Below are 26,175 nucleotides of genomic sequence, written 5' to 3'. Positions count from 1 at the left end.
CTAGCTCGCCATCACGATGAATACCGTCAGCGCGATCGGGAACAGCGCGAGACCAAGCAGGCCCAGCGCGCCGTCCGCCGCCATCGTGATCGGCGACAGCGCGAGCTTGGCGCCCTTGCCGACGGCCGACAGCTTCTCCGTCACCGTGACGCCATACGCATGATTGAACGCCTGCGGGACTGCCGACGGCGTGACATCGTTCGGCAGGTAGCGCTTGCCGCTGATCGTGCCTTCCGACTCCAGGTGGCCCGAGTCCTTCCTGAAGCCGTCCGCAAGCGCACGCTGGCGCGTGTCGGAGCCGGTCGGCGCATCTGCGTAGTCCAGCATCATCGTGTAATGACCGGTGATCGTGTCGCCATGCGCCTCGAAATCGTTGAACGCCGTGTGGAGCTTCGGGCGATACGGCGCGGTGAGCACGGTCGCGAGGCCCGGCGGCATTTCGAAGATGTAGTGATACCGCTTGCCGAGCACGACGAGTTGCTTGCCGTCGGATGTAATCAGGAAGGTCGACAACGTTTCGTCGTATTTCGAATCCTTCATCCACTCCTTGGTGACGGGACCGAAATCGGCGCAGCCGGCCAGCATGCCGGACGCCGCCATGGCAGGCAGCGCGAGAAATGTTCTTCTTTTCATGAATGTTGTAATGGTGTTGTTCGTTATTCGGCGGAACCGCGTGAATGTCGGCGAAGCGTTCGACGAACGCTGCGCGCTGACGGCCCTGGATGCGGTTTCTCCGGCCGCCATTCTAGGGCCGAAACCGGAAATGCGATACGTGTCGCCGCGCGCTGTAGATTTGCAATGTCCTGTATCCGCCCCGACGGCCGATACAGTGCGATACACCGCCCGCGCGCGGCTTCGCTATAAAGCAGGCGTGACCTCTTTCGGAGCCCGTTATGTCTGCCACCCGGTTCAAAGGATCCTGCCATTGCGGGGCCGTCAAATTCGAAGTCAGCACGGCCATTGCGCCGGCCGTTCGCTGCAACTGCAGCCTGTGCCGCCGGCGCGGCGCGCTGATGAGCCCGATGTTCGCCGCCGCCAACCTGACGATCGTCGAAGGCGAGGGCGCACTGACGTGCTATCGCTTCAACACGCACACCGCACGTCACTATTTCTGCAGCCGGTGCGGCGTCTATCCGTTCCACCAGACCCGCAAGGACCCGGCCTGCTGGCGCGTCAACCTCGGTTGCCTCGACGGCGTCGATCCGTACACGCTCGACGCGACGGTGGCCGATGGTGCGAGCCTCTCGGTCGTGGAGGACGCATGAAACGCTGGCTGATGATCCTGCTGTTTGCCGCGGGCGGGCTCGCGACCGAAATCGCGCATCCGGTACAGTGCACGTTGTTGTCGGTCAGCCGTCAGCAAACCGGCAAGCGCCGCAAGCCGGGCTGAGCGCGGCGCGCGCCAGCCCATCGACCCCGATTATCATGCTTCCGATAAGATCGTATGCGATATATAATGCGATTGTCTGCGACCGTTCGCGTCGCTGGAGGAAGTCCATGAAACCGACCGAAACCCCGTCGCCCGCCGCGCCGAAGCTGTCCGAGTTCCTGTGCTTTGCGATCTACTCGGCGAACCTCGCGTTCGGCAAGGCGTACAAGCCGATCCTCGACGAGCTCGGCCTCACGTACACGCAATACATCACGATCATCGCGCTGTGGGAGCAGGACAACCAGACCGTCGGCCAGCTCGGCGAGAAGCTGTTCCTCGAATCCAATACGCTGACGCCGATCCTGAAGAAGCTCGAGGCAATGGGTTACCTGGAGCGGCACCGCGATCCGTCCGACGAACGCCAGGTGCTCGTCAGCCTGACGAAAAGCGGCCGCCGCGTGCGCGAGAAGGGGCTCGACATGAACCTGGTCGAAGCCACCGGGTTGAAGCCGGACGAGTTCGCGAAGGTGCAGAAGGCGATCGTCACGCTGCGCGGCAACCTGATCCGGTCGACCGAAGCATAAAGGCACTCAGGCACTCAGGCATGACGAGCGGCCGGCGCGTGAATCGCGCCGGCCGCATTGTCACGCGTGCGCATCGCCCAGCACCAGCAGGTGCATGTCGCGCCGTACGACGAAACCGAGCGCGAGATAGCGCTCGATCGCCACCTGGTTCGTCGTGAGCACGTGCAGGAACGGCGTGTCCGATCGTGCGTCGATCGACGCAATCAGCGACCGGATCAACCTCGCCGCCAGCCCTTGCCGCCGAAACGCGGCATCCACGCACACGGCGCTGATTTCCGTATAGCCGTCCAACTGCATCCGCTCGCCGGCCATCGCGGCCAGCCGCCCTTCGCTGCGCACGCCGATGTAGCGGCCGAGTTCGAACGTACGAGGGCCGAACGGGCCCGGCTGCGCGGCGGCGGTCAGCGCAAGCATGTCCGGCACGTCGGCTTCGCCGAGCGGGACATGTTCCGATTCATGTGCCGGGTCGAACGTCCGTTGCCAGATCATTTGAAGCAGCGTCGCGCGCCGGATCACCGACCATCCCGCCGGTGGCGCGATCTCGTCCGGCGTGACGAGCGCGGCCGGCCCGTGTGCGGCGACCAGCGCGCGCAGCGCGTCGAACGACGCCGGGCTCGTGTCGGCGAGCGCGGCAAACGGCGCCACGGCCACCGGAAACCGCCATGCGCGGTCATTGCCGAGCGCAAAGCGGTGCTGCTTGCCCGTCAGCGCGTTCCAGACAACGCGATCGAGCACGTGCGCATCGCTTGTCGCGTTTCCGGTCATGGCATCCGGCATCGGCGGCTCCTTCGTGAAAGATGGGGGTGCCGCACAGAATAATCCGGGATGGGCGGGAATGCAGGCTGCGGCAATGCAAATAAAAGCGCATGCGATTACATCGCATGCGCTTTATATGATGGACTTCAGCGACAGAATTCGCCGTACCACGCTCAATGCCCGAAATAGATCGAGCGCTCGGCCATGTGGATCGCGCTGCGGCTGCCGGACTGCGTGGCGCCGCCGGCATCACCGCCGTAACCGGCTGTCTGCGTATCGGCCGCGACGGCGCCATCGTCGCGAATCCTTTTCAGCGCCGCCTGGATATTGTCCGGATAGTGCGGATCGTTGGGGCGATTCGGCTGGTAGCCGGCTTGCTGCAACGCGGCCAGTTCGGCACGCACTTGCGCACGCGTGACGGTGCTTTCTCCGGCAAAAGCCGGCGCGGCGACGGCGGCCGACACGGCAACGAGCAGGGCGGCAATCAGTTGGGTCTTCATCATTCACCTCGACAGGGATTCAGGAATTCAGGGGGCGCACCGCACGCCGGCCATCGGCGCCGTTCGCGCGTTCGTTCAATGACCGAAGTAGATCGAGCGTTCGGCAACACGCATCGCCGGCCGGCTGCCCGACTGCGTCGCGGCAGCGGCATCGTTGCCGTAACCGGATGCCGATGCGTCGGCCGCCACCGCGTCGTTCGCATGAATGCGCGTCAACGCGGCCTGCAGGTCGTCCGGGTAATGCGGATCGTTCGCGCGTCCCGGCCGATAACCGGCTTGTTCCAGCTGGACGAGCTCGGCGCGTACTTGCGCGCGGGACACCACGGCTGCGTCGGCAAACGCCGGCGCGGCGGCAGAAGCGGAAACAGCGACGAGAAGGGCAGCGATCAGGCGGGTTTTCATCATTCACCTCGACAAAATGGAATCAGGAATAAAAGGACTCAGGGTTCACGTACCGGCGTGGTGCTCAGTGACCGAAGTACACCGAACGCTCGGCCACGCTTGCGACATCGCGGCGGCCGGATTGCGTCGCGGCGCCGCCGTCGCTGCCGTAGCCGGCACCCGCTGCGTTGGCGGCGACGGCGTCGCCCGCGTGGATCCGCGTCAGCGCGGCCTGCAGATCGTTCGGGTAGGTGGCGTCGGTCGCGCGGTTCAGCGGATAGCCGGCTTGTTGAAGCTGTGCGAGTTCGGCGCGCACCTGCGCACGCGTCACGGTGGTTTCGTTGGCGAACGCCGGTGCGGCAACAGCGGCCGAAACAGCGACGAGCAGGGTAGCGATCAGTTGGGTTTTCATCATTCACCTCGATGGAAAAGGAATCGGGAATTCGGGAGGGCGGCGCTCGGCCGCCCGATGCAACGTTCAGACGATCCGGATGTCGACGTCGATGTTGCCGCGCGTCGCCTTCGAATACGGGCAGGTCTGGTGAGCGGCGTCGACGATGCGTTGCGCGACGTCGCGCTCGAGCCCCGGCACGCTCACGTTCAGCCGGGCCTGCAGGAAGTACGCGTTGCCCGCGGTGCCGAGATCCACTTCGGCATCGACCGCGAGGTCGGCCGGCAGCGTCACCTTCGCGGCACGCGCCGCAAGCTGCATCGCGCCGATGAAGCAGGCCGACCAGCCGGCTGCGAACAGTTGTTCCGGGTTGGTGCCGGTGCCGGCGCTGCCCGGCGACGACAACTGGATGTCGAGGCGGCCGTCGGAACTGCGCGCCGCGCCGTCGCGGCCGCCGGAAGTCGTATGCGTCTTGCCCGTGTACAGCACCTTGTCGATCTTGCTCATCATTTGCTCCGTCGGTTGGTTTGTCTCAGATGCGATTCGATCGCATGCGACGCAGTTTCCGCCTGACGACCTCTCTCGTCAAGCGGATTCGATTAAATCGCATGCGATATTTTGTATTTCAATGTATCCGGATCGTGTAGCGCCTTTCCTGACAAGCTTTTCAGACGATCCGGCCCCCGATTGCACGGTGCGCCGACGTGCGTGCCGGATGCCGGGTAGGGCGCGCGAGAACACTTGCGGGACCGGATGCCGCCCCACACGTCCGGCCTGTCATCACGCCACCTCGATCTCGGCGATCACGACCAGGATCACGGCGGCGTTGGCCGGCAACTGGTGCTGGGAGAACGCCGAACGCGCATGTCCGGCCTTGGCGCCGAGCACGGCGGCGAACAGGTCGGACGCACCATCGATCACGGCCGGCTGTCCGAAAAAGCCGTCGGCAGAGCTCACGTGCCCCTCGACGCGCACGATCTTGCGCAGGCGATCGAACCCGCCCAGATGCTTGCGGATTTGCGCAAGCACGTTCAGTGCCGCCAGCCGCGCGGCATGCTTGCCGTCGTCGACGCTCAACTGCTCGCCGACACGGCCGGTATAAGCAAGCTTGCCGTCGGCGAGCGGCAACTGTCCCGACACGAACAGCAGGTTGCCGGCTTCGCCGACGGCCGTATAGCTGCCGAGCGGACTCGGCGGTTCCGGTAATGCGAGGCCGAGTTCGGCCAGGTTCTGTTCGACGCTCATGTCGTGCTCCTTGCGGTAAAAGGGATCGGGCGGCCGCATGGCCCGTGAATCACTGTAGTCACGCGGCCGAAGCCGGTAAATGCCGGCCGCGCAATTGAGTCGGGACGTCATGTAACGAATCGCGCCCGCCGCACCGGCTGGTTTCCCGCACGAGATTCATGCACACTCGTTGCTTCACCGCGTCCCCCATGGCCGAGACGGCAGGAATCGCCCCATGCAACGACAATTCGACGATCTGCTGCTGGGCAGCATCGAGCTGTTCTGTCTGGCTGCCGAGCTCGGCAGCTTCACGCTTGCGGCAAATGCGGCCGGCGTCACGCCCGCCGCGGTCAGCCGGTCGGTCGCACGGCTCGAGGAGCGTCTCGGCGTGCGCCTGTTCGTCCGCACGACGCGACAGATCCGGCTGACCGATTCCGGCCGGCGTTATTTCGAGCAATGTCGCGATGCGTTGTCGCAGCTCGTCGACGCGGAGCGCGAAGCCACGGGCCAGCAGGCCACGCCCGCCGGCCTGCTACGGATCAGCATGCCGACGCCGTACGGGCACTATCGCGTGCTGCCGCTGCTGCCGGCGTTTCGCGAGCGCTACCCGGCGGTACGCATCGAAACTCACCTGAGCAACCGCAACGTCGACTTCGCCGAGGAAGGCTACGATCTCGCGATCCGCGGCCGCGCGCCGGCCGATTCGAGCCTGGTCGCGCGCAAGCTGGAGGACGCCGAACTCGTCGTCGTCGCGACGCCCGACTATCTGAAGCGCGCGGGTACGCCGACCGCGATCGCCGACTTGCACGCGCACGAATGCATCCAGTTCGAGCTGCCGAGCAGCGGACGGACGATTCCCTGGCTGTTCGACGACGGCGCGGATGAAATCGACGTCACGACGGCCGGCAGCTACGGCACGTCGGGCGACGTCCTGGCCGGCGTGACGCTCGCGCGCAGCGGCGCAGGGCTGTTCCAGACCTACCGCTTCATCGTCGAGCACGATCTGCGCGCCGGCACGCTCGTGGAAGTGCTGTCCAGCGTCGGCGGCCGGTCGCGGCCCTTCGTGCTGTTGTACCCGCATGCACGCTTTCTGTCGTCGCGCGTGCGGGTGTTCGTCGACTTTCTCGTCGAACAGCTCGCGCAGGCGCCTGCCAACCGGACAGCCGGCACACGCGGCAAACGCGCCGGCGCATCGCGATAGACACGCCGGCTCGCGGCTTCGACGCCGGCGCTCAATGCCCGGCGCTCTGACCGCCGTCCACGTGCAGGATTTCGCCGGTGACGAACGGCGCCGAATCGAGATACAGGATCGCACCGACGATATCGCTCATCTCGCCCATCCGGCCGACCGGATGCAGCGACGCGAGCGTCGCGTGCGTGTCGGCCGCATGCATCGGCGATTTGATGATGCCGGGCGACACCGCATTGACGCGAATGCCGGCCTTCGCATACTCGATCGCGAGCGACTTCGTCGCGGCATTCAATCCGCCTTTCGTCAGCGACGCCAGCACCGACGGTACATTGCTGTTCGCGTGATCGACCAGGCTCGTCGTGATGCTGACCACATGGCCCGTGCCGTGCTTCTGCATCGCGGCGATCGCACGCTGCGTGACGTGGAAGAAGCCGTTCAGGTTGACGCTCGTGATCCGCGCATAGTCGTCCGCGGTGTATTGCGTGAACGGCTTTGCGACGAAGATGCCCGCGTTGTTGACGAGCGTGTCGACACGGCCGAAATGTTCGATTGCCGCATCGACCACACGGTGCGCGACGGCCGGATCGCCGATGTCGCCCGCGACGGTGACGAGATCGGGACCGTGCGACGGGCCGATAGAACGGGACGTCGCGACGACGCGATGGCCGCGTGCCCGGAATGCGTTGACCGTTTCCGCCCCGATGCCTTGCGATGCGCCGGTGACGATGATGACTTTGGATGCGCTCATGATGTACCTCGACGGGTGAATGATGTTCGGCCTCGATGCCGACCGGATCGATGAATCCGATGGGCAGACTGTAGGCGTGCCGGTCACGATTTCGAACACCCGCCATGGAGCAACAGTCTTGCGTCGCGGGAACAAATGACGGGAAAGGCGAGGGTCTGCGGCGATCGCCGCGCTGGAGTCGGGTACACCGCCGCGCCGGGTGCTCGCCAAGTCGGTGCGCTACGGGAGAATGTCGGCGCGGGGCGGGATCGTGCCTGATGGACCGATTTTCCGGGAGCTTGAAGCGTCGATTCGTTTGCCACGAAAACACGAGGTTGGATAAGAAAATACCTCTATCCGGATAACTTTTCTTATCACGATAGCACTATCGAAAATCCAAACTCGCCACTTCAAAAACGCGTATGACGTCGAGCGCGTCGTCGAATCGAAGGGCAGGGAAGCGACCGCGCCGTCACGCCGGCGCGTTCCTCCGCGCAAACAGCAGCGTCAACACCTCCGCCGTCGCGCGAGCGACATCGTGTGCGGTCGTATCGACCAGCGCATGCGCGCATTCGCGATACAGCGGGTCGCGCGTCCGGTACAGCGCGGCGAGCGTCTGCCGCGGTTCGCCCGCCTGCAGCAGCGGCCGCCGCCGCGTGTCGTCGCACGTACGCCGCCACAGCACATCGGGATCCGCATGCAGATAGATCACGCTGCCGCGCTCGCTCAGGCGTGCGCGGGTGTGCGGATTCAGGACCGAGCCGCCGCCGGTCGCCACGACCACGTTCGCGCGCTGCGTCAGCTCGTCGACGATATGCGCTTCGAGCAGCCGAAAGCCGCCTTCGCCGACCACGTCGAACAGCGCGGCGACCGAGCGGCCGGTGCGCCGCTCGATCTCGTCGTCGCTGTCGGCGAACGCCCAGCCGAGCGAAGCCGCGAGCGCGCGGCCAAGCGTCGATTTGCCCGCGCCCATCATGCCGACCAGAAACGCGCGCCCGCCGGCCGTCTCGACGGCGGGGCTCATAACCGTCGCGCGAGCGACCAGCCGGCCCGCGTCGCCAGGCAGATCCGTCGCGCGCGCACCGCGTCCGACAGCGTGTCGAGCGCCGCGCCGGTCGACGCGTCATCGGCGTCGAGCAGCGCGCCGAGCACCTGCTCGTCCGGATCGCAGGCCGCGATGTGCTCGGCCGCATCCGCCGCGATGGTCCGCGGCGCGCGTTCAGGCGCCGCGTCGCGCTCGGGCCGCCGCCACCTGCCGTGCAGATCGCGCCATCGCACGACGAGCCCGTAGAGCAGCGCACCACCCGGCACGGCCGTGTCGTCGGGTGCCGCGGCCAGACCGTCGGCCGTCGTACACCGTGTGACCCAGCTCGCGAATTCGAGCAGCGACGCGTCGTGGGCAACCGTGGCCGCGTCGAGCGCCACGGCCACGCCGGCATCCCGCAGCCGGCCGAGCAGCGTCCGCACGCCGTCGTGCGCGCCGCCGCACGGCTGCAGCAGCACTTCCAGCTCGTCCTCGTGGCGGCACGCGAGCGCACGGTGCCGCTCGAGCGCGGCGGGCTCGAGCAGCGCCTGCGCCGCATGCCGGACGATCACGATCGCGCGATCGTCCCGCCGCTCGACGATCGCACCGATGCGGCGCCGGGCGCGCGCCACCGCGCAGCTCACGTGTCGCTCCCGAGCGCGCGCGCACGCATCACAGCGACCCCTGGAATTCGAGCACGCGCGTCTTGAATTCGTCGGGCACGGCCAGCGTCGTGTTGTTCGCGTAATCGAACATCACGTGCGTCGACACGCCGCGCGCGACGATGGTCTGGTCGTCGCGCTCCATCAGGTGTTCGAGATCGAAGCTCTTGCTGCCGAAGCGCACGATGCTCGAGCGGACGGTCAGGTTGTCGCCGAACTGGGCCGGTGCGAGGTACTCGCACTGCGTCTTCACCATGATGTGCGGCAGTTTCTCGGTGCGCGGCAGGCCGAGCAGATCGAACATGTAGCAGAGGTACGAGTGCTGCAGATAGTCGTAATAGACGGGGCTGCTCACATGCCCCATCGAATCCGTATCGCGATACTTGACGTGAATGGGGGTTTCGTAATGCCGTTTCGACATGGTGACTCTCCGCAATGACTGGGTTGATTTATATTTTCGAGCCCGAATGGCCTGTCGGGCATCCGAAAATTAATCGAACGACTATCGGGCCGCCACTATCAGAACGAATAGCGAAGCGTGGCGGAAAGCCGCATGCGGACGCATTCGCCGCTGCAAGATCACAGCCTGATTTTCGAACGAAAACCCAATGAACGTTCCATTCGACACCCGCGAACAGGCATGACGACAGGATCCTCAATTATCGAATCCGACGCTTATTTACCTCATTCATAAGGTTATGAATTAGAAACTGATAACTATGTTAGTTGCGCGCCGAAAGCACCATTCAATACAGTCGCGCTGTAGTAAAAAGTCACGTTCATTATCGACAGGAGGGCAGTCCCCATGCATGCAAACGCCTGGACGACAAACCGCGACGCCGTGCTGCGCTTGCCGTCCCCTGCGGATCTGGCCGGCGCGCTGCCGCCGGCGTGGCGCGCGTCGCGCACCGTTCATACGACCCGCCGCGCGATCGTCGACGTGCTCGACGGCGCGGACGACCGGCTCGTGGTCATCGCCGGCCCGTGTTCGATACACGATCCCGACGCCGCGCGCGACTACGCGGCACGGCTCGCGCTGCAACGCGCGCGCTTCGCGGACGAGCTGGAAATCGTGATGCGCGTGTATTTCGAGAAGCCGCGTACGACGGTCGGCTGGAAGGGGCTGATCAACGATCCGCTGCTGGACGGCAGCGACCGGATCGACGTCGGACTGCATACGGCCCGCGCGCTGCTGTGCGACATCAACGGCGCGGAGATGCCGGCCGCGACCGAGTTGCTCGATCCGCTGTCGCCGCGCTACCTGGCCGATCTGATCGCCTGGGGCGCGATCGGCGCGCGCACCGTCGAGTCGCAGGTGCATCGCGAGCTCGCGTCGTCGCTGCCGGTTCCGATCGGCTTCAAGAACGGCACCGACGGCAATGTCCAGGTCGCCGTCGACGCGATGCGCGCGGCGGCGCACGCGCACCGGTTCCTGTCGATCGATGCAGGCGGCCGGCTATGCGCGAGCGCGTCGCCCGGCAATCCGCATACGCACGTCGTGCTGCGCGGCGGACGCGAACCGAATTTCGACGCGGCCGCGGTGAACGCCGCCTGCGAACGCATGACGGCCGCGCACTTCGCGCCGCGCGTGATGATCGACGTCAGCCACGGCAACAGCCGCCGCCAGTACCGGAACCAGCTCGCCGTCGGCGCGGAAGTCGCCGCGCAGGTGGCGGCCGGCGATACGCGCATCGTCGGCGTGCTGATCGAATCGAACCTGATCGAAGGGCGGCAGGATCTCGTGCCCGGCGTGCCGCCGCGCTACGGGCAGAGCATCACGGATGCGTGCCTGTCGTTCGCCGATACCGCGCAGTTGTTCGAGACGCTCGCGCACGCGGTGCGTACGCGGCGACGCGGCCACCCGCTGCCCCTCGGCGCCGAGTTCGCGCACGAGCCGCTGCTCGCCTGCTGCGCGTGAGCGGCCCGGCGCGACACGCTCAGATGGCGGCTTCGTCAAGGATGCGCGTCGCGTCGCCGGCCCACGCGTCGCGATAGCGGGCCAGCCAGTGCTCGGCCTGCGTGGGCGCACCGGCGACGATCTCGTCGAGCGGCGCGAGATACATCGATTCATCGCGGCCGGCCGCATCCGTGCGCGCCCGCGCGCGCAGGCCGCGATGCGCGATCGCGAGCGCATCGGCCGCGATCGCGCGTAACGACCGGCCGCCGGCCGGCGTATCGAGCCCGGTACGCGGCACGTCGCGACGCAGCGCGAGCAGCGTACCGCGGTCGATCTCGGCAGCCAGCGTCCCGGCATCCGACAGCGCCGCCGGATCGTACAGCAGGCCGGTCCAGAACGCGGACAGCGCGACCATCATGTCGGGCGAGCCGGCATCGGCGCCGCGCATCTCGAGATAGCGCTTGAGCCGGACCTCGGTGAACACCGTCGTCAGATGGTCCGCGAAATCGCCCAGCGTCGGCGTCTCGCCTTCGAGGTGCGGAATGCGCCGCCGCATGAAATCGCGGAACGTGTGCCCGGTCGCGTCCGCATAACGATCGCCGCGCCGCACGAAATACATCGGCACGTTGTCGAGCAGCCAGCTCACGTAGCGCTCGAAGCCGAAGCTGCGCGACAGGAACAGCGCCGGCGCGCCGCAGCGATCCTCGTCGGTATCGAGCCATGTGTGCGCGCGCGTCGACAGCAGGCCCGACGGGCGGCCGTCGCGGAACGGCGAATTCGCGAACAGCGCGGTGGCGACCGGCTGCAACGCGAGCGACACGCGCATCTTGCGCGCCATGTCGCTTTCCGATGCGAAATCGAGGTTGACCTGCACGGTGCAGGTGCGCTGCATCATGTCGAGCCCGCGCGTGCCGACCCGCGGCATGTAGCGCCGCATGATCGCGTAGCGCTGCTTCGGCATCCACGGCAGCGCGTCGCGCGACAGGTGAGGGTGAAAACCGAGCGGCACGCAGCGCAGGCCGAGCGGATCGCATGCCGCGCGGGCCGCGGCGAGGTGCGCGTGCAGCTCGGCGTGCGTGTCGTGCAGCGTATCGAGCGGGGCGCCCGATAGTTCAAGCTGGCCGGCCGGCTCGAGCGAGATCGCGGCGCCGTCGCGCTGGATCACGCCGACGGTCTGCCCGGCATCGACGATCGGCGTCCCGTCGCCGCGCAGCCGCGCCAGCACCTCGGCGATGCCGGACGGCCCTTCATAACGCGCAGCCGCATGCGTCGCGCGGGAAACGACGAACTTCTCGTGCTCGGTACCGATCCGGAACTGCGCGGCCGGCTTGCAGCCGGCGGCCAGATGATCGGCGAGCTGCTGCTCGGAGACGATCGGCGTGTTGTCCGATCCGACGGCGTTCGACATCGACATCCTCCACAGGTCACATTGGGCGACCGACCGGCCGGTCGCACGGCGACTATAGCGACGTCGATGCGCGCGCAGTACTGGCAGGGGTGATAGGGGCGGTGCGAGGCCGCGCGACATTACGGCTGCTTGCGCTTCGCGAAGTAATGCGCGGGCGAATCGCCGAACGCGCGGCGGAACATCGCGATGAAATTGCTCGGCGTCGCATAGCCGAGCGCGTCGGCGATGTTGGCGACGCTGTCGCCGTTCGCCAGACGTTCGAGCGCATGCGTGAGCCGCGCCTGTTGCCGCCACTGCGCGAAGCTCGTGCCGGTTTCCGCGACGAACAGCCGGCTCAGCGTGCGGGCGGACAGCCCGGCCCACTCGGCCCACGCGTCGAGCGTGCGGCTGTCGTGCGGCTGCCCGAGGATCGCATTGGCGATCCGCAGCAACCGCCGGTCGTGCGGCATCGGCAAGTGCAGCGGTTCGTGCGGCGCGCGGCGCATCTCGTCGAGCAGCACGACGCTCATGCGCGCCTGTTCGATGTCGAGCCGGTCCTGGTCGGCCCACGACACCGCGCGCCGCACGAGCGCGCGCATCAGATCGGTGATCGCGATCACGCACGGCTGGTCGGGCATGCGGCGGCTCGCGGCCGGCGCGATCACGACGCTCCAGCCGCTCAACGCGCCGCTGATGCTGACCTTGTGCTGCTCGCCCGGCGGAATCCAGCCCGCGCGATGCGGCGGCAGCAGCCACGAACCGTGCGGCGTGCGCACGTGCGCGAACCCGCTTTCGACGCAGAACACCTGGCCGCGCAGATGGCTGTGCCAGTCGACCTCGCGCGTGCCGAGCTGGTAGGTATTGCTGCCGTCGTCCTCGCCCCAGACGGCGATCAGCGATGGGCCGTCCGCGCGTTCGCTCGGATCGGCGTCGGCGCGTTGCGCCGCGCGGGCGGGAGAGGCTTCTCGGATGGGCATGGCCGGAATTCATTATTTTTTGTCTAAACAACATTATCAGCTTTACCCGGGAGCGTCCAACAATGCGTGTCGTGTTCAAACCCAAACGAAGCAGAGGAACGCGATGCACGCAGCACTTGCTCCCTCGCCACGCGATGCCGTCGCGCGGCGCGTCCTGTCGCGCATGGCCGCAGTCGTGGCGCTCGTCATGCTCGGCGCATGCGCGAGCCGCGACGGGCTCACGCCGGCCGGCACGCTGCGCGGCGCCGATACGCTCGCCGCAGCGCGCAGCCTCGCGCATGCGCCGGCCGCCGACTGGCCGGCCGCCGACTGGTGGGTTGCGCTGAACGATGCGCAGTTGAATGCGCTGATCGACGAAGCGCTTGCCGGCAATCCCGATCTCGCGACCGCCGATGCGCGTGCGCGCGAGGCGCAGGCGCTCGTGATCGAAGCACAGGCTGCCCGCTTGCCGCATCTGGTCGGCCGCGCGGGCGCGAAAGGGGAACGCACGTCCGGCACGCAGTTCTCGAAAGGCGAGGGCGGCGGCGTCTTCAGCCACACGCGCGAAATCAATCTCGGCCTGAGCTGGGATCTCGATTTGTGGGGCGGCCGCCGCGCGGCGTGGGAAGCCGCGCTCGGCGAAGCGCGGGCCGCGCAGATCGATGCACGGGCCGCGCGCGTGCTGCTGTCCGTCAACGTCGCGCGTGCCTACGTGAATCTCGCCTATGCGTTCGATCAGCAGGACGTCGCGCGGGCCGAATACGAACGGGCCGACGAAGCACTGTCGCTGACGCGTCAGCGTGTCACGAAAGGCATCGACAACGTCGCGCAGCAGCGCCAGGCGGAAAGCGAAGTCGCGGCCGCGATGCGCGAGCAGGCACGCGCGGCGCAGGCGATCGACAGCGCGCGCATCGCGCTCGCGATCCTGCTCGGCGCGGGCCCCGATCGCGGCCTCGCGCTCGCGCGGCCCGCGCCGCTGCCCACCGCCGCGCTCGCGGTGCCGGCCGACCTGCCGGCCGCGCTGCTCGGCCGGCGCGCCGATCTCGTCGCCGCACGCTGGCGGGTGGAAGCCGCGAGTCGCAACGTCGCGGCCGCCCGCGCGGACTTCCTGCCCGACGTGAGCCTCACCGCGCTGATCGGTCTCGCGACGCGCGGCGGCGCATCGCTGTTCCAGGCAGCGTCGCGCACCTACAACGTCAGCCCGGCCGTGAGCCTGCCGATCTTCGACGGCGGCGAACGGCGCGGTGTGCTGCGCAAGCGCGACGCGCAATACGACGTCGCGGTCGCCAGCTACAACAAGACGCTGATCGGCGCGATCGGCGAGGTGGCCGACGATCTGCACCGGCTGCATTCGCTCGCCGTGCAGGCCGATGCGCAGCAGCGCGCATTCGATTCCGCCACCGATGCATGGCGGCTCGCGGACGCGCGCTACCGCGCGGGCGTCGGCAGCTACCTCGACGCGCTCGTCGTGCGCCAGCAGCTCCTGATCGCGAGCCGCGAAGTCGCCGCGTTGCGCGCCCAGCGCGCGGACCAGTCGCTGCAGCTCGTTGCCGCGCTCGGCGGCGGCTTCCGCGCCGAGCCGGACGACGTCGCGCTCGCCGCCACTCCTTCCCACCGTCCTTGACATCGAACCATGAGCAGCGACAACACCCTGCAGACTCCCGCGCGGCCCGCAGCCGCCGATCCGGCCAGCGCCCGCCAGCAACCGTCGGCCGACCACACCGGCGCGCCGCGCGCGCCAGGCGGGTCGGACGCCCGCACGCAACCGGCACCGGGCGGCGCCGCACCGGCCACGCCGCCGCCCGCAAGACGCAAGCACCTCGTGCGTGCGCTCGTCGCCGCGTTCGCGCTCGGCATCGTCGGCTGGGGCATCTGGTACGGGCTCGTCGGCCGCTGGTACGAGTCCACCGACAACGCATACGCACAAGGCAACGTCGTCGAGCTGACGCCGCAGGTGACGGGCACCGTCGTGTCGATCGACGCGGACGACGGCGACCTCGTCCGCGCCGGCACGCCGCTCGTCCGTCTCGACGCGAGCGACGCGCAGATCGCGCTCGCGGCCGCGCAGGCCGACCTCGCGGCCACGGTGCGCAAGGTGCGCGGCCTGTACAGCAACGAGCGCGGGCTCGCGAACAGCATCGACGGCGCGCGTGCCGATCTCGACGCGCGGCGCACCGCGCTCGACAAGGCGAAGGCAGACTACCGGCGCCGCGAGGATCTCGGCCGCTCCGGCGCGATCTCGCGCGAGGAGCTCGCGCATGCGCTCGATACGCTGACGTCCGCGCAAAGCGCGTACGCCGCCGCGCAAAGCGCGCTCGCGACGTTGAGCGAACAGCACCAGACAAGCAAGGCGCTCGTCGACGACACCGCGGTCGCGTCGCATCCCGACGTCGAGGCCGCGGCCTCGCGGCTGCGCGCGGCCTATCTTGCCCGTGCGCGCACCGACATCGTCGCGCCGGTCACCGGCTATGTCGCCAAGCGCACGGTGCAGGTCGGGCAACGCGTGTCGCCCGGCGTGCCGCTGCTCGCCGTCGTGCCGCTGCGCGAGCTGTGGGTCGACGCGAACTTCACCGAAAAGCAGCTCGAGCACATGCGGATCGGGCAACCGGTCGAGCTGACGGCCGACCTGTACGGCGACGCCGTGCGTTATAAGGGCCGCGTGCAGAGCCTCGGCGTCGGCACCGGCAGCGCGTTCTCGCTGCTGCCCGCGCAGAACGCGACCGGCAACTGGATCAAGATCGTGCAGCGCCTGCCGGTGCGAATCGAACTGACGGATCCATCGCAACTCGACGCGCATCCGCTGCGCATCGGCCTGTCGATGCACGCGCGCGTTGACCAGCACGACCGCAGCGGTGCGATGCTGTCGCGCCGCGCGCAGGACGCGCCGGTGTTCAGGACCGACGTGTACCGCGACGAGCTGGCGCGCGCCGACAGCCTGATCGCCGACGTCGTGCATGCGAACCTGCCGGCGGCGGTGCGTGCGGAGCGTGTGCGATGAGCGGCCCGATGCCGGCCGCGGACGCCGGTTTTCGCCCGTCGAGCGTCGCGCTGACGACGTTCGGCCTCGCGCTCGCGGTGTTCATGCAGGTGCTCGACGGCACCGTCGCGAACGTCTCGCTGCCGACGATCGCCGGCAACTTCGGCGTCAGCACGACGCAGAGCGCATGGGTCGTCACGACGTTCTCGGTCAGCAATGCGATCGCGTTGCCGCTGACCGGGTTTCTCGTCAAGCGTGTCGGGCAGGTCCGGCTGTTCGTGTGGGCGACGCTGGCGTTCACGTTCGCGTCGCTCCTGTGCGGCCTCGCGCAAAACCTGCCGCAGCTCGTCGCGTTCCGCGCGCTGCAGGGCCTCGTGGCCGGGCCGATGATCCCGACCACCCAGGCGCTGATGCTGTCGATCTACCCGCCGCAGCGCCGCGGCTTCGCGCTGTCGATGATCGCGATGGTGACCGTCGTCGCGCCGATCGCGGGCCCCGTGTTCGGCGGCTGGGTGACGGAACATTACTCGTGGCGCTGGGCGTTCCTGATCAATCTGCCGATCGGCGTGTTCGCCGCGATGTGCGTGTTCGCGCAGATGCGCGCGCGCGTCGAGACGACGGTCGCCGCGCGCGTCGACTATGTCGGGCTCGCCGCGCTCGTCGTCGGCGTCGGCGCGCTGCAGATCGTGCTCGACAAGGGCAACGAAGCCGACTGGTTCAATTCGACGTTCATCGTCGTGATGTCGGTGGTCGCCGCGTTCGGGATCGCGCTGTTCCTGATCTGGGAACTCAACGAGCCGAACCCGATCGTGAACCTGCGGCTGTTCGCGCATCGCAACTTCGCGGCCGGCACGCTGACGCTCGTGCTCGCGTACTCGGCGTTCTTCGCGGTCAACGTGATCGTGCCGCAGTGGCTGCAGCGCACGCTCGGCTATACGGCGTTCTGGGCCGGGTTGGCCGTCGCGCCGATGGGCGTGATCCCCGTGCTGATGACGCCGTTCATGGGCAAGTACGCGCCGCGCTTCAACATGCGCGTGCTCGTGTGCTGCGCGTTCGCGATCCTCGGCACGTCGTCGTTCCTGCGCGCGGGCTTCGTACCCGACGTCGACTTCACGCACATCGCGCTGATCCAGCTGCTGCAAGGCCTCGGCCTCGCGCTGTTCATCATGCCGATCAACAGCATCCTGCTGTCCGACCTGAAGCCGGACGAGATCGCCGCGGGCTCCGGCCTGTCGACGTTCCTGCGCACGCTCGGCGCGAGCTTCGCCGTGTCGATCACGTCGTTCCTGTGGGACCGGCGCGCGATCCTGCATCACGCGCAGCTCAGCGAACACCTGAGCAGGTTCGATCCGGCCGTTCGCGCCGAACTCGCGCAGCTGGGCGGCGGCGATCCGCAACGCGCGGCAGCGCTGCTCGGCAACCTGGTCGACGCGCAGGCGTACCAGATCTCGTTCAACGACGTGTCGTTCGCGCTCGGCTGCGTGTATCTCGCCGTGATCGCGGTGGTGTGGTTCGCCCGCCCGCCGTTCGGCCCCGGCGCTGCCGCGAAACGATGAAGCGGGCGCCGCGCGGCCCGTTCCGACCCATGCTGTTCAACTCGATGGAGACTGACCCGATGCCTACCCACCACGCTGGAAACGCGCCGTCCGCACTGGCGGCGCTCGCCGTGTTCGACGTCACGGAATTCCCGCTCGTCGTCGTGCGCAACGACGCCATTGCCTCCCGCGGCTACGCGCAGCGCTGGCTCGACGACATGCACGCGCTGATGCGGCACGGCGAGCCGTTTGTCATGATCTTTCCGCCGGCCCGCCCCGACGAGCCGCACGACGACCGCAAGGAGCGCGGCATGTGGCTCAAGCAGAACCGCGCCGCGCTCGCCGCGGTCTGCCGCGCGCTCGTGTCGGTCGAACCGGACCCGAACGAGCGCGAAGCGGCCATCGCGAACGCATCCGGCATCGAAAAGGCGTTCGGGATCCCGTTCGACGTGACGGCTTCGCTCGACGACGCGAAGCAGGCGGGTCGGCGACGTCTGACCGAGGCGGTCTAGCGCGGCCCGTTCGCGCGCAACGCCTCGAACCGGTTGCGCAAGTCCGCCTGATTGCAGATTCCAACTAATAAACGGGGTGGCTTGTATGAAAGGACTGGATTGTCTGAAATGGTTGGTACCCGGCGACACGGACGCGTCATGGCAGCGGATGACCGACGCGGCCGCCGGCATGGGGTTCGACAAGGTCGTGCTGATCGTGCTGCCGTTTGCCGGCGCATCGTTCGATCTCGCGCGCAAGTGGAGCAGCGGCGTGCCGGGCTGGACGGCGCTGTACCGGCAGCGGCAGTTCGACCGCATCGACCCGATGCTGCAGCATTGCTTCCGTTCGGCGCTGCCGCTCGTCTGGGACGGCGCGCTGTTCGGGCTGCCCGGGCAACGGCCATGCTACGAGGCGGCGGCCGCGTACGGCATGCGCAGCGGCGTCGTGTTGCCCGTGCGCGGCCCGAAGGGGGAGGTCGGCATGCTGTCGTGCGCGAGCGCGGACGATCTCGCCACCACGTGCGAGCGCTGCGACCGGCATCTGGCGGCGCTCACGCTGCTGCGCGACATCGCCTGCGAAGCGATCGCCGGCACGCGCTGCCACGCACCGCCCGACAGCGTGCCGCGTCTGAGCCGACGGGAGGTCGAGTGCCTGCGCTGGCATGCGGCCGGCAAGACCTCGTGGGAAATCGGCCACATCCTGAACGTGACCGAGTCGTGCATCAACTTCCACTTCATGAACATCCGCCGCAAGTTCAACGTGTCACGTCGGCACGAAGCCGTGCTGCGCGCGGTCGAGTGGGGGCTGATCAGCATCTCCGACGTGACCGTGCAGACCTGATGCCGGCGTCCCGTCGAGCCAGCGGTCGAGAAACGCGCTGAGCCACGCGGCCGTCGCGCGGTCGTGCCGGCAGCCTTCGTTCGCCTGCGTCGCGAGATCCTGCGCGCCGGGCACCCCCAGCTTGTGCGCGGCCGCCGTGCTCCAGCGCCGCATCATCGGATAGCTCACTTCCGGATGGAACTGGACACCGTACGCGCGCGGCCCGTAACGGACGGCCTGGTTCTCGAAATGCTCGCCGGTCGCGAGGATCTCGAGCCCCGCGACGCGCTCGAAGCCCTCGCGATGCCACTGATACACGTGCGACGGCCATGAACCGAGCCGCCGGCCGGCCGGCGTCGCGGCGATCGGCCAGTAGCCGATTTCCGCGCGCCCGTCGCGATGCGCGTTCACGCGACCGCCCAGATGGCGGATCATCATCTGCGCGCCGAGGCAGACGCCGAGAAACGGCGCCGCCTCGCGCAGCGGCACGCCGATCCAGTCGATCTCGTCGCGGATCCAGCGATCGCCGTCGTTGGCGCTCATCGGGCCGCCGAACACCACGGCGCCCGCATGGTCGGCGAGCGTCGCCGGCAACGGATCGCCGAGCGGCGGGCGCCGGATGTCGAGCGGATGGCCGCGGGCGGCGAGCAGCCGGCCGATCCGGCCGGGGCTCGACTGTTCGCGATGCAGCACGATCAGGATCGGGCGAAGGGCGGAATGCGTCATGTCGTGAGGTCGGTAGAAGGTCAGCCCGGCTGGCCGCGCAACGCGTCGAACGACACCATCACCTGTTCGCGGTAGGCGGGCCGTCGGCACAGGCGGGCGTACCAGGCCTCGACGTGCGGCAACGGCGGCCGCTCGACGTCGAGCGAGAAATAGCGGAACAGCGTCGCGCCGGCCGGGATGTCGGCCAGGCCCGGCGTCGCGCCGCCGAGAAACGGCTGGGTCGACAGCAGCCGGTCGAGCAGCCGGTAATGCGTCGCGCTGCGCGCGGCCTTGTCGCGCACGATCGCATCGTCGCGCCGCTCCGGCGGCGTTCGCACGAGTGCCCAGAACAACCCGGTCATCACGTCGGGTTCGAGCGCGGTCTGCGACCAGTCCATCCAGCGCTCCGCGCGCGAACGGGCGAACGTGTCGCGGCACCAGAACGGATTGTTCGGCACGCGCGCGGCCAGATAGCGCAGGATCGTGTGCGACTCCCACACGACGTCGCCGTCCCAGTCGATCACCGGGATCCGGCAGGTCGGATTCAGCGCCGCGAACGCGGGCGTCTGCAGCGAGCCGTGCTCGCCGCCGGCCGGAATATGCCGGTAAGGCAGGCCGAGCTCGCCGATGAGCCACAACACCTTCTGCACGTTGAACGACGTGCGGCGGCCCCAGACGGTCAGCATCGCGCGGCATCCTCGCAGGCGGCGGTCGACGCGCATGCCGCGTAGCGGTCGAGGCCCGCCGCCAGATCGGCGATCAGGTCGTCCGCATCCTCGAGTCCGATGTGCAGGCGCACGCCGCAACTGCCGGCCGGCCAGCGCGCCGCGAGGCCGTGCGCGTCCAGTTCGAACGGCAACGCGAGGCTCTCGTAGCCGCCCCACGAATAACCGAGCCCGAACAGCGCCAGATGATCGAGAAACGCGTCGATCGCGTGCGCGGGAGCCGGTTGCAGCACGATCGAGAACAGCCCCGACGCGCCACGGAAATCGCGGCGCCACAGCGCGTGGCCCGCGTCGCCCGGCAACGCCGGATACAGCACGCGCTGCACTTCGGCGCGCGTCGCGAGCCAGCTCGCGACCGCAAGCGCATTGCGCTGATGCTGCCGCAGCCGCACGCCGAGCGTGCGCAACCCGCGCAGCGCGAGATACACGTCGTCGGGGCCGGCGCACAGTCCGAGATCGCCATGCAGTTGCTTCAGCGCGGGCCATGCGCGCGCGTTGGCCGACACCATGCCGAGCATCGCATCCGAGTGCCCGACCAGATACTTGGTGCCGGCCTGGATCGACAGGTCGATCCCGAACGCATGCGGCTGAAAGAACAGCGGCGTGGCCCAGCTGTTGTCCGCGAGGACCAGCGCACCGTGCGTATGCGCGAGCCGCACGAGCGCGGGAATGTCGTGCATGTCGAACGTGTAGGAGCCGGGCACCTCGACGTACAGTGCACGCGTGTTCGGACGAAACGCGGCTGCGACGGGCGTGCTGCCGTCGTACCACGTCGTCTCGACGCCGAGCCGCGCAAGCACGCCTTCGCATGCGTGACGCACCGGGCCGTAGACCGATGCGGTCATCAGCAGATGGTCGCCGGGCTTCAGGCACGACAGCAGCGCGAGCGTGCACGCGGACAGGCCCGACGGGCACAGCACCGCGCCGGCGCCGCCTTCGAGGCTCGTCACCGCGCGCTCGAGCGCGTCCGTCGTCGGCGTGCCGCGACGGCCGTAGATATACGGCTGCGTGCGGTTCAGCAGATCCGACACCGTCGGGCTGAGCACGGTCGACGCATGGTAGACGGGCGGATTGACGAAGCCGTGCCACGCGGCGCTGTCGCGGCCCGCGTGCGCGAGCCGCGTGTCGTCGTGCAGGCCGTCATGCGCGCCGTCGCGCGGCGGCGGCGGTTCGTCACGCTTCACGGCCATAGCGCACACCGTTCCCAGCGCGCGCCCGCGCGACGATAAGCCTGCCGCGCGAAACGGCGCGAACTGTCGGCTCGCCAGAACTCGACTTCGTCGGGGGCCAGCGCATACAGGTGCCAGTCGGGCGACACGAGCGCCGGATCGGCGGCCAGCCGTTCGAGCTGCGCGTCGATCGCACGCGTCAGGTCGGCCGGATCGTCGAGCCGTTCGCTTTGCCGTCCGGCCAGGATACTCGCGCGCGACCGCTCGGGGCGGCTTGCGAAATCGGCATGGCCTTCGGCGTCCGGCAACCGCTCGACCGGGCCGCTCAGCCGGATCTGGCTCGCGATCGCGGGCCAGTAGAACGTCAGCGCCGCGAACGGCCGGTTCGCGAGCTGGCGGCCCTTCGGACTGCGTGCGTTCGCCGCGAAATGCCAGCCGCGCGCGTCGACGTTCAGCAGCACGACGGAACGGGCATCGGGCCGTCCGTCCGGGCGGACCGTCGACAGCGTCGTCACCTGCGGTTCGAGCGCGCCGGCGGTCACGGCCTCGTCGAGCCAGCGTTCGAACTGCGCGTGCGGCGTGTCGGCCCAGTGGTCGGCCGGCACGTGCGGCGCGGCATGCGCGAGGGTTTTCAGCGCCTTCAGGCGCGTGGCGATCGTATCCATGGCGATACTCATGCGATGCCGAATTGCGTCGCGCGGGCGATCAGCCGATGCGCGGCGAGATAGTCGGGGACTTCCGCGAGGAAGCCGTCGACGACGGCGGCGGCCACGCGGCGGCCGCCGGAGGTACGCCGCGCGTGATCGAACGCGTCGATCACGCGGCGGGCGAGGGCGACCTCGTCGGCCGTCGGCGTCAGCACGCGATTGACGACCGGCACGAATTGCGCGTTGACGATCGCTTTCGCCTGGTAGCCAAGGCCGCGCGACACGCGCATGTCGAGTTCCGCGCCTTCGTTGTCGGCATAGCTGTACGGGCAGTCGATCGCGGTCACGCCGACCGCCGCGCATTCGACGCGAAAGCGCGAGCGCACGTAGTCGAGCTCGCGGCCCGCACGGGTGCGCTCGGCGCCCATGTCGGCCACCATGTCCTCGGTCGCGACGAGCACGGCCGACACGCGCGGGCTCGAGCGCGCGATCGCCATCGTGTTCACGAGGCCGAGCGTCGTCTCGACGTTCGGCACCAGTTCGGTCGAGCCCGGCACGATGTCGTATTCGCGCTCGAAGCGCGTGACGGCTTCGTCGAGCGCGACGACCTGCTCGGGCGTCGCGACGTACGACATCATCACGATGTCCGGGCGGCCGCGCATCGCGGCGCGCAGGTCGTCGATGCCGCCCGCGTCGAGGGGATTCACGCGCACGGACGCCAGCACGCCGGCATCGCGCCAGCCCGCGAGCACCCGCTCGCTCAGTTCGCGCGCGGCCGGGCGCCGGTCGGGCGGCGTAAAGGTTTCGAGTTCCTGGATCAGCACATCCGCACCGCTCGCGGTGCCGGCAACGAGCGCATCGTGATCGGCGCCGGCGAGAAACAGCCAGGAGCGGCGCAGGCGGGAAGGGCGTCGGTTCGTCGGTGTCATGCGTGGTTTCCTGTAAGGCGCGCGGTGCGCGTGGCGATGGCGCGGGCGATCAGCCGGCGCGCATCATCTGGTTGAAGATGTTCTTGCGATGCATTTCCTCGGTGCCGCCGACGCTCATGAAGCCCAGTGCGTCCGCCGCGAACGCGGCCACCGGCCCGGCCTGGTAGCCGAGGCTGCCGTACAGCCGCACGAGGCCGAGCGCGCTGTCGACGAGATCCTGAGCGCCGACGAGCTTCGCGATCGAGCATGTCATCAGCGCGTGCGGGTGATCCGTCAGCAATTGCGCGAGCGCGCCGCGCGCGAGCCACGTGCCGCGCTCGATGCCGATCTGCAAATCGACGAGGCGGCGCTGCACGTACTGGTGGACATCGATCGTGCTGTCGAAACTGCGTCGCTCGCGGCAATAGCCGATCGCGTCGCGCAGATAGGGCGCCGTCACCTGGGCGGCGACGAGGCCGTAATAGAGCCGGCCGAGCGAGATGATGTCGATCAGGTTGCCGAGCCCGGCGCCCGGTTCGCCGAGCAGCTGCCCGCGCGTGATCGGACAGTCGTCGAAATGCAGCGCGCCGGTGGGCAGGTCGTCGAGGCCGAGCTTGCGGTCGGGCGGGCTCACCGTGATGCCCGGCTGGTCGCGATCGACGATCACGAGCGCGGTGTTGCGCCGGCCCGGCGTTTCGATGCGCGTGACGACGAGGATGAAACGCGCGAGCGGCGCATGCGCGATATTGAATTTGCTGCCGGTCAGCCTGTAGCCGTCGCCGTGCTCGGCGAGCGTCGTCGCGATGCTGCGCACGTCGGTGCCGGTGCCCGGCTCGGCAATCGCGGTCGCGCTCAGTTCGCCACGCAGGATCGCACCGAAATAGCGGTCCTGCTGCGCGGCCGTGCCATACCGTTCGAGTGCGCGCACCATGCCGGCCTGCGCGATCACCGACAGCAGCAGCGCCGGGCGGCGGATCGATGACGCAAGCCCTTCGAGCGCCGCGGAAAAGTGCCACCAGCCGTGACCGTCGCCGCCATACGTCTGCGGCACGATCATGTCCCACAGTCCTTCCTGCCCGAGCTTCATCCAGCCGGCTTCGTCGAATCCGGCGGGCGCGCGGCCGTCGCGTTCCACGGCGGCGGCGATTCCGGCGCCAATGTCGCGAAACCGCGCCCGCGTCGCGTGCTGCTCCTGCGTCCAGTCAAATGGCATCTGTCGTGTCTCCGGTCGAAGCGGCGCGGCCTTCGACGGCGCGCCAGCGATGACGACAAGGTTAAGGGGGCACGGACAGTGCAGGTACTGGCAGTAGTGGTAGTTGCCGCGCCAATGACGGCGATGACACCGGCACATGGCGTGCCGGCTTCGCGTTGCCGGTCCATTGTTTCCGCACGACCAACTGTGAAGTCTTCCGCCAGGCATTTATCGGGTGGGCGGCCGTCCCGATAATCGATGCATAAGGTCAGGGCAGCGTACGCTGCGATCCGGTGGCGACGCGCCCGACCGGCAGGAAAAGGCGGAGGGCACGATGGATACGATGGCGCCCGAATGGGCGGCCTGCGTCACGGCCAGGCAGGATGCGCCGGCGCTCGGCGTCCGGCGCGTCTGGGACGCGCGGGACGGAACGCCGATCCTCCTGCGTGCGATCGAGCCCGGCGATCTCGACATCGAACGCGAACTGGTCGACCGGCTGTCGAGCCGCAGCCGCTACCTGAGGCTGATGTCCGCACGTAAGCCGACCGAAGACGAATTGATCCGATGGACCCGCATCGATCGCCGGCGGGAAGGCGCGGTGATCGCGACGATCCGCGCCGGCGGTCGCGAGCGTTTGATCGGCGTTGCACGTTATGCGATTGACGATGGAGCAACCGAGATCGTCGAATGCGCGATCGTGATCGACGACGCATGGCAGCGGCAAGGGCTCGGCCGTATGCTGCTGTCGAGCCTGATCGATCTCGCGCGGCGCTCGGGCATGCGGCAGATGGTCGGCACGATGCTGACCGAGAACGATGCGATGAAAGGCCTTGCGCGTTCCGTCGGATTCACGCTGTCGCGCCAGCCGGGGAGTGCATTCGTGACGGATCTGCGGCTCGACCTGGATACCGTTGGGGAGCCTGACGAAGGGCGCTTGCAGGCATCCGGGCCGTCAGGACACGCGGCAAATCACGTGGATTCACCCGCTCTTGCCGGATCGTAGAACAACGCAAAGAGCTCGGATTGCGACCCGACACCGAGCTTTGCGTAGATATGCTTTTTATGCGCACGCACGGTCTCGAACGAGATCGACAGCTTCTCGCCGATCGCGCGCGACGAGAACCCGCTCAACGACAACATCGCCACTTCGATTTCGCGCGTCGTCAACGCACCGCGTCCGCTCTTGCCGGTCAGCGTGCCGAAGCGCGCGTGCGGATCGGGCAGCTCGCTTTCCGTTGCACGCGGCGCCTCCTTCGCGGCGAACGTCTCGAAGCGCAGGCGCTGCTGCATCAACGACAGCACCCACGGCGTGTACAGCGTCAGCAAGGCTATCTCGCGCTCGTCGTACTTGCTCGTCTTGCCGAGCGAAAAACCCAGCGTGTGATCGCGATCGATCACGACGTTGAAATGCACTTCGTCGCCGACGATGTTCTTCTTGAAATAGCGCTGGTAGTACTCGGTCATCCGGAAGTTGTCCGGCGCGACGTCGGCCAGCGTGTAGAAGCCCGACGCCTGCGTTTCGAATGCGGCGAGATAGAACGGATCGAGCTGGTAGAGCGCGGCAAGGTAGTCCTGGAACATCAGGTCGATCTTGCCGTCCGGCATCGCCTGTTCGGCGAGCACGAGCGGCGCGCCATCGCGTGCGAAACGCAGCGCGACCCAGTTGTCGAAATCCAGGTGCCGTTCGAGCACGCGCGTGAGGCGCGCCCAGAAATGCGGGCCATCGAGCGCGTCGATGGCCGAACCAATCTCCCGATGAAAAGCGAGATCTCGCCATTCGAGGTCCATCGTGTGCTCCGGTGAGGGTAACCCTGGTGGGGAATTTCTGGTCAAAAATAATAACCCGATAATCGACCTCACTTCGGCAGGCGGCGGTGGAGGCTGCTTTGCTCGACGAAGCGTCGTATGCGCGATGCAATGGATACGACACGCGAATGAAAGGGTATTGGAAGGAGT

The 26,175-nt window shown here is 68.1% G+C and carries 31 protein-coding genes; 11 read left to right on the top strand and 20 right to left on the bottom strand.

The genetic code is table 11. From position 1 onward, the window contains the following. Positions 1–633: a 5-formyltetrahydrofolate cyclo-ligase gene (locus tag C5F75_RS09940; protein WP_104012126.1), complete on the bottom strand. Its 633-nt coding sequence runs from the start codon at positions 631–633 to the stop codon at positions 1–3. A gap of 260 nt (positions 634–893) precedes the next feature. Here C5F75_RS09940 and C5F75_RS09935 point away from each other — a divergent pair, with 260 nt between their 5' ends. The 3 genes from C5F75_RS09935 (at position 894) to C5F75_RS09930 (ending at position 1,953) form a co-directional block, all read left to right on the top strand. Continuing rightward, positions 894–1,265 carry a GFA family protein gene (locus tag C5F75_RS09935; protein ID WP_059585349.1) on the top strand — a complete coding sequence of 124 codons (372 nt, stop codon included), beginning with the start codon at positions 894–896 and terminating at the stop codon, positions 1,263–1,265. Further along, positions 1,262–1,390, top strand: a complete 129-nt coding sequence (locus tag C5F75_RS37145; protein WP_256122098.1) for a hypothetical protein — start codon at positions 1,262–1,264, stop codon at positions 1,388–1,390. Before C5F75_RS09935 ends, C5F75_RS37145 begins: the two co-directional genes overlap by 4 nt. Positions 1,391–1,497: 107 nt before the next feature. After that, the gene (locus C5F75_RS09930; RefSeq protein ID WP_006482257.1) at positions 1,498–1,953 is read left to right on the top strand and encodes a MarR family winged helix-turn-helix transcriptional regulator; all 456 of its coding nucleotides are present in this window, start codon (positions 1,498–1,500) and stop codon (positions 1,951–1,953) included. Positions 1,954–2,013: 60 nt separating this feature from the next. On the opposite strand, the gene C5F75_RS09925 is transcribed toward C5F75_RS09930, so the two are convergent. From C5F75_RS09925 to C5F75_RS09900, 6 genes are all read right to left on the bottom strand, one after another. Further along, a complete protein-coding gene (locus tag C5F75_RS09925) occupies positions 2,014–2,730 on the bottom strand; it encodes a GNAT family N-acetyltransferase (protein ID WP_059585350.1) in 717 nt (238 codons plus the stop codon). Positions 2,731–2,882: 152 nt separating this feature from the next. Then, positions 2,883–3,212 (bottom strand): DUF4148 domain-containing protein, encoded by a 330-nt coding sequence (locus tag C5F75_RS09920; RefSeq protein WP_059585351.1) that lies wholly within the window; start codon positions 3,210–3,212, stop codon positions 2,883–2,885. 72 nt (positions 3,213–3,284) lie between these two features. Then, the gene (locus C5F75_RS09915; RefSeq protein WP_059585374.1) at positions 3,285–3,611 is read right to left on the bottom strand and encodes a DUF4148 domain-containing protein; all 327 of its coding nucleotides are present in this window, start codon (positions 3,609–3,611) and stop codon (positions 3,285–3,287) included. 64 nt (positions 3,612–3,675) lie between these two features. Further along, positions 3,676–4,002: a DUF4148 domain-containing protein gene (locus C5F75_RS09910; protein ID WP_059585375.1), complete on the bottom strand. Its 327-nt coding sequence runs from the start codon at positions 4,000–4,002 to the stop codon at positions 3,676–3,678. Positions 4,003–4,068: 66 nt separating this feature from the next. Beyond that, positions 4,069–4,488, bottom strand: coding sequence for an organic hydroperoxide resistance protein (locus C5F75_RS09905; RefSeq protein ID WP_059585376.1), 420 nt, complete (start codon positions 4,486–4,488; stop codon positions 4,069–4,071). A gap of 273 nt (positions 4,489–4,761) precedes the next feature. Next, on the bottom strand, positions 4,762–5,226 hold the full coding sequence (locus C5F75_RS09900; protein ID WP_059585377.1) for a RidA family protein: 465 nt from the start codon (positions 5,224–5,226) through the stop codon (positions 4,762–4,764). Between the two features lie 214 nt (positions 5,227–5,440). Here C5F75_RS09900 and C5F75_RS09895 point away from each other — a divergent pair, with 214 nt between their 5' ends. Further along, a complete protein-coding gene (locus C5F75_RS09895; protein WP_059585352.1) occupies positions 5,441–6,406 on the top strand; it encodes a LysR family transcriptional regulator in 966 nt (321 codons plus the stop codon). Between the two features lie 31 nt (positions 6,407–6,437). On the opposite strand, the gene C5F75_RS09890 is transcribed toward C5F75_RS09895, so the two are convergent. From C5F75_RS09890 to C5F75_RS09875, 4 genes are all read right to left on the bottom strand, one after another. Continuing rightward, positions 6,438–7,145, bottom strand: coding sequence for an SDR family NAD(P)-dependent oxidoreductase (locus C5F75_RS09890; protein ID WP_059585353.1), 708 nt, complete (start codon positions 7,143–7,145; stop codon positions 6,438–6,440). Positions 7,146–7,596: 451 nt separating this feature from the next. Beyond that, positions 7,597–8,148, bottom strand: coding sequence for a shikimate kinase (locus C5F75_RS09885; RefSeq protein ID WP_063892447.1), 552 nt, complete (start codon positions 8,146–8,148; stop codon positions 7,597–7,599). Continuing rightward, positions 8,145–8,792: a hypothetical protein gene (locus tag C5F75_RS09880; protein WP_059585354.1), complete on the bottom strand. Its 648-nt coding sequence runs from the start codon at positions 8,790–8,792 to the stop codon at positions 8,145–8,147. The genes C5F75_RS09885 and C5F75_RS09880 overlap by 4 nt, the downstream gene beginning before the upstream one ends. Before the next feature lie 28 nt (positions 8,793–8,820). Then, on the bottom strand, positions 8,821–9,231 hold the full coding sequence (locus C5F75_RS09875; RefSeq protein ID WP_059585355.1) for an acyl-CoA thioesterase: 411 nt from the start codon (positions 9,229–9,231) through the stop codon (positions 8,821–8,823). A gap of 384 nt (positions 9,232–9,615) precedes the next feature. Between C5F75_RS09875 and C5F75_RS09870 the strand changes: the two genes are divergently transcribed. Next, a complete protein-coding gene (locus C5F75_RS09870; RefSeq protein WP_059585356.1) occupies positions 9,616–10,728 on the top strand; it encodes a 3-deoxy-7-phosphoheptulonate synthase in 1,113 nt (370 codons plus the stop codon). A 19-nt stretch (positions 10,729–10,747) separates the two neighbouring features. Here the strand turns inward: C5F75_RS09870 and C5F75_RS09865 are convergent, their stop codons facing one another. After that, complete coding sequence (locus tag C5F75_RS09865; protein ID WP_059585378.1) at positions 10,748–12,115, bottom strand: glutamate--cysteine ligase; 1,368 nt, start codon at positions 12,113–12,115, stop codon at positions 10,748–10,750. A gap of 119 nt (positions 12,116–12,234) precedes the next feature. Next, complete coding sequence (locus C5F75_RS09860) at positions 12,235–13,071, bottom strand: AraC family transcriptional regulator (protein WP_059585357.1); 837 nt, start codon at positions 13,069–13,071, stop codon at positions 12,235–12,237. A 163-nt stretch (positions 13,072–13,234) separates the two neighbouring features. Between C5F75_RS09860 and C5F75_RS09855 the strand changes: the two genes are divergently transcribed. The 5 genes from C5F75_RS09855 to C5F75_RS09835 all read left to right on the top strand — a co-directional run bounded on the left by C5F75_RS09855 (position 13,235) and on the right by C5F75_RS09835 (position 18,894). After that, on the top strand, positions 13,235–14,674 hold the full coding sequence (locus C5F75_RS09855; protein ID WP_226093782.1) for an efflux transporter outer membrane subunit: 1,440 nt from the start codon (positions 13,235–13,237) through the stop codon (positions 14,672–14,674). Between the two features lie 9 nt (positions 14,675–14,683). Beyond that, positions 14,684–16,048 (top strand): efflux RND transporter periplasmic adaptor subunit, encoded by a 1,365-nt coding sequence (locus C5F75_RS09850; RefSeq protein ID WP_081059345.1) that lies wholly within the window; start codon positions 14,684–14,686, stop codon positions 16,046–16,048. Beyond that, a complete protein-coding gene (locus tag C5F75_RS09845) occupies positions 16,045–17,583 on the top strand; it encodes a DHA2 family efflux MFS transporter permease subunit (protein ID WP_059585359.1) in 1,539 nt (512 codons plus the stop codon). The genes C5F75_RS09850 and C5F75_RS09845 overlap by 4 nt, the downstream gene beginning before the upstream one ends. Before the next feature lie 59 nt (positions 17,584–17,642). After that, a complete protein-coding gene (locus C5F75_RS09840) occupies positions 17,643–18,074 on the top strand; it encodes a hypothetical protein (RefSeq protein ID WP_059585360.1) in 432 nt (143 codons plus the stop codon). A gap of 85 nt (positions 18,075–18,159) precedes the next feature. Further along, entirely contained in the window at positions 18,160–18,894 is a 735-nt protein-coding gene (locus tag C5F75_RS09835) for an autoinducer binding domain-containing protein (protein ID WP_059608823.1), read from the top strand. Here C5F75_RS09835 and C5F75_RS09830 read toward each other — a convergent pair. Genes C5F75_RS09830 through C5F75_RS09805 form a run of 6 tightly spaced genes read right to left on the bottom strand, consistent with a single transcriptional unit; the run spans position 18,817 to position 24,240 of the window. Then, the gene (locus tag C5F75_RS09830; RefSeq protein WP_063896780.1) at positions 18,817–19,599 is read right to left on the bottom strand and encodes a glutamine amidotransferase; all 783 of its coding nucleotides are present in this window, start codon (positions 19,597–19,599) and stop codon (positions 18,817–18,819) included. The two genes, C5F75_RS09835 and C5F75_RS09830, sit on opposite strands and share 78 nt — an antisense overlap. Positions 19,600–19,619: 20 nt before the next feature. Then, positions 19,620–20,264, bottom strand: a complete 645-nt coding sequence (locus tag C5F75_RS09825; protein WP_063892451.1) for a glutathione S-transferase family protein — start codon at positions 20,262–20,264, stop codon at positions 19,620–19,622. Continuing rightward, positions 20,258–21,493 carry a cystathionine beta-lyase gene (gene metC, locus C5F75_RS09820; protein ID WP_059585363.1) on the bottom strand — a complete coding sequence of 412 codons (1,236 nt, stop codon included), beginning with the start codon at positions 21,491–21,493 and terminating at the stop codon, positions 20,258–20,260. The genes C5F75_RS09825 and metC overlap by 7 nt, the downstream gene beginning before the upstream one ends. Then, positions 21,484–22,137, bottom strand: coding sequence for a pyridoxine/pyridoxamine 5'-phosphate oxidase (locus C5F75_RS09815; RefSeq protein ID WP_059585364.1), 654 nt, complete (start codon positions 22,135–22,137; stop codon positions 21,484–21,486). Before C5F75_RS09815 ends, metC begins: the two co-directional genes overlap by 10 nt. Before the next feature lie 8 nt (positions 22,138–22,145). Beyond that, the gene (locus tag C5F75_RS09810) at positions 22,146–23,048 is read right to left on the bottom strand and encodes an HpcH/HpaI aldolase/citrate lyase family protein (RefSeq protein WP_059585365.1); all 903 of its coding nucleotides are present in this window, start codon (positions 23,046–23,048) and stop codon (positions 22,146–22,148) included. 49 nt (positions 23,049–23,097) lie between these two features. Continuing rightward, on the bottom strand, positions 23,098–24,240 hold the full coding sequence (locus C5F75_RS09805) for an acyl-CoA dehydrogenase family protein (RefSeq protein ID WP_059585366.1): 1,143 nt from the start codon (positions 24,238–24,240) through the stop codon (positions 23,098–23,100). 214 nt (positions 24,241–24,454) lie between these two features. Here C5F75_RS09805 and C5F75_RS09800 point away from each other — a divergent pair, with 214 nt between their 5' ends. Next, positions 24,455–25,222, top strand: coding sequence for a GNAT family N-acetyltransferase (locus C5F75_RS09800; protein WP_124658034.1), 768 nt, complete (start codon positions 24,455–24,457; stop codon positions 25,220–25,222). Here C5F75_RS09800 and C5F75_RS09795 read toward each other — a convergent pair. Next, on the bottom strand, positions 25,189–26,007 hold the full coding sequence (locus C5F75_RS09795) for a response regulator transcription factor (RefSeq protein ID WP_059585368.1): 819 nt from the start codon (positions 26,005–26,007) through the stop codon (positions 25,189–25,191). The genes C5F75_RS09800 and C5F75_RS09795 overlap by 34 nt on opposite strands. Positions 26,008–26,175: the final 168 nt, after the last annotated feature.

It is taken from the genome of Burkholderia anthinoferrum (genome assembly GCF_002925705.1).
Taxonomy (GTDB): domain Bacteria; phylum Pseudomonadota; class Gammaproteobacteria; order Burkholderiales; family Burkholderiaceae; genus Burkholderia; species Burkholderia semiarida.
This window is presented reverse-complemented; position numbering and strand designations above follow the sequence as displayed.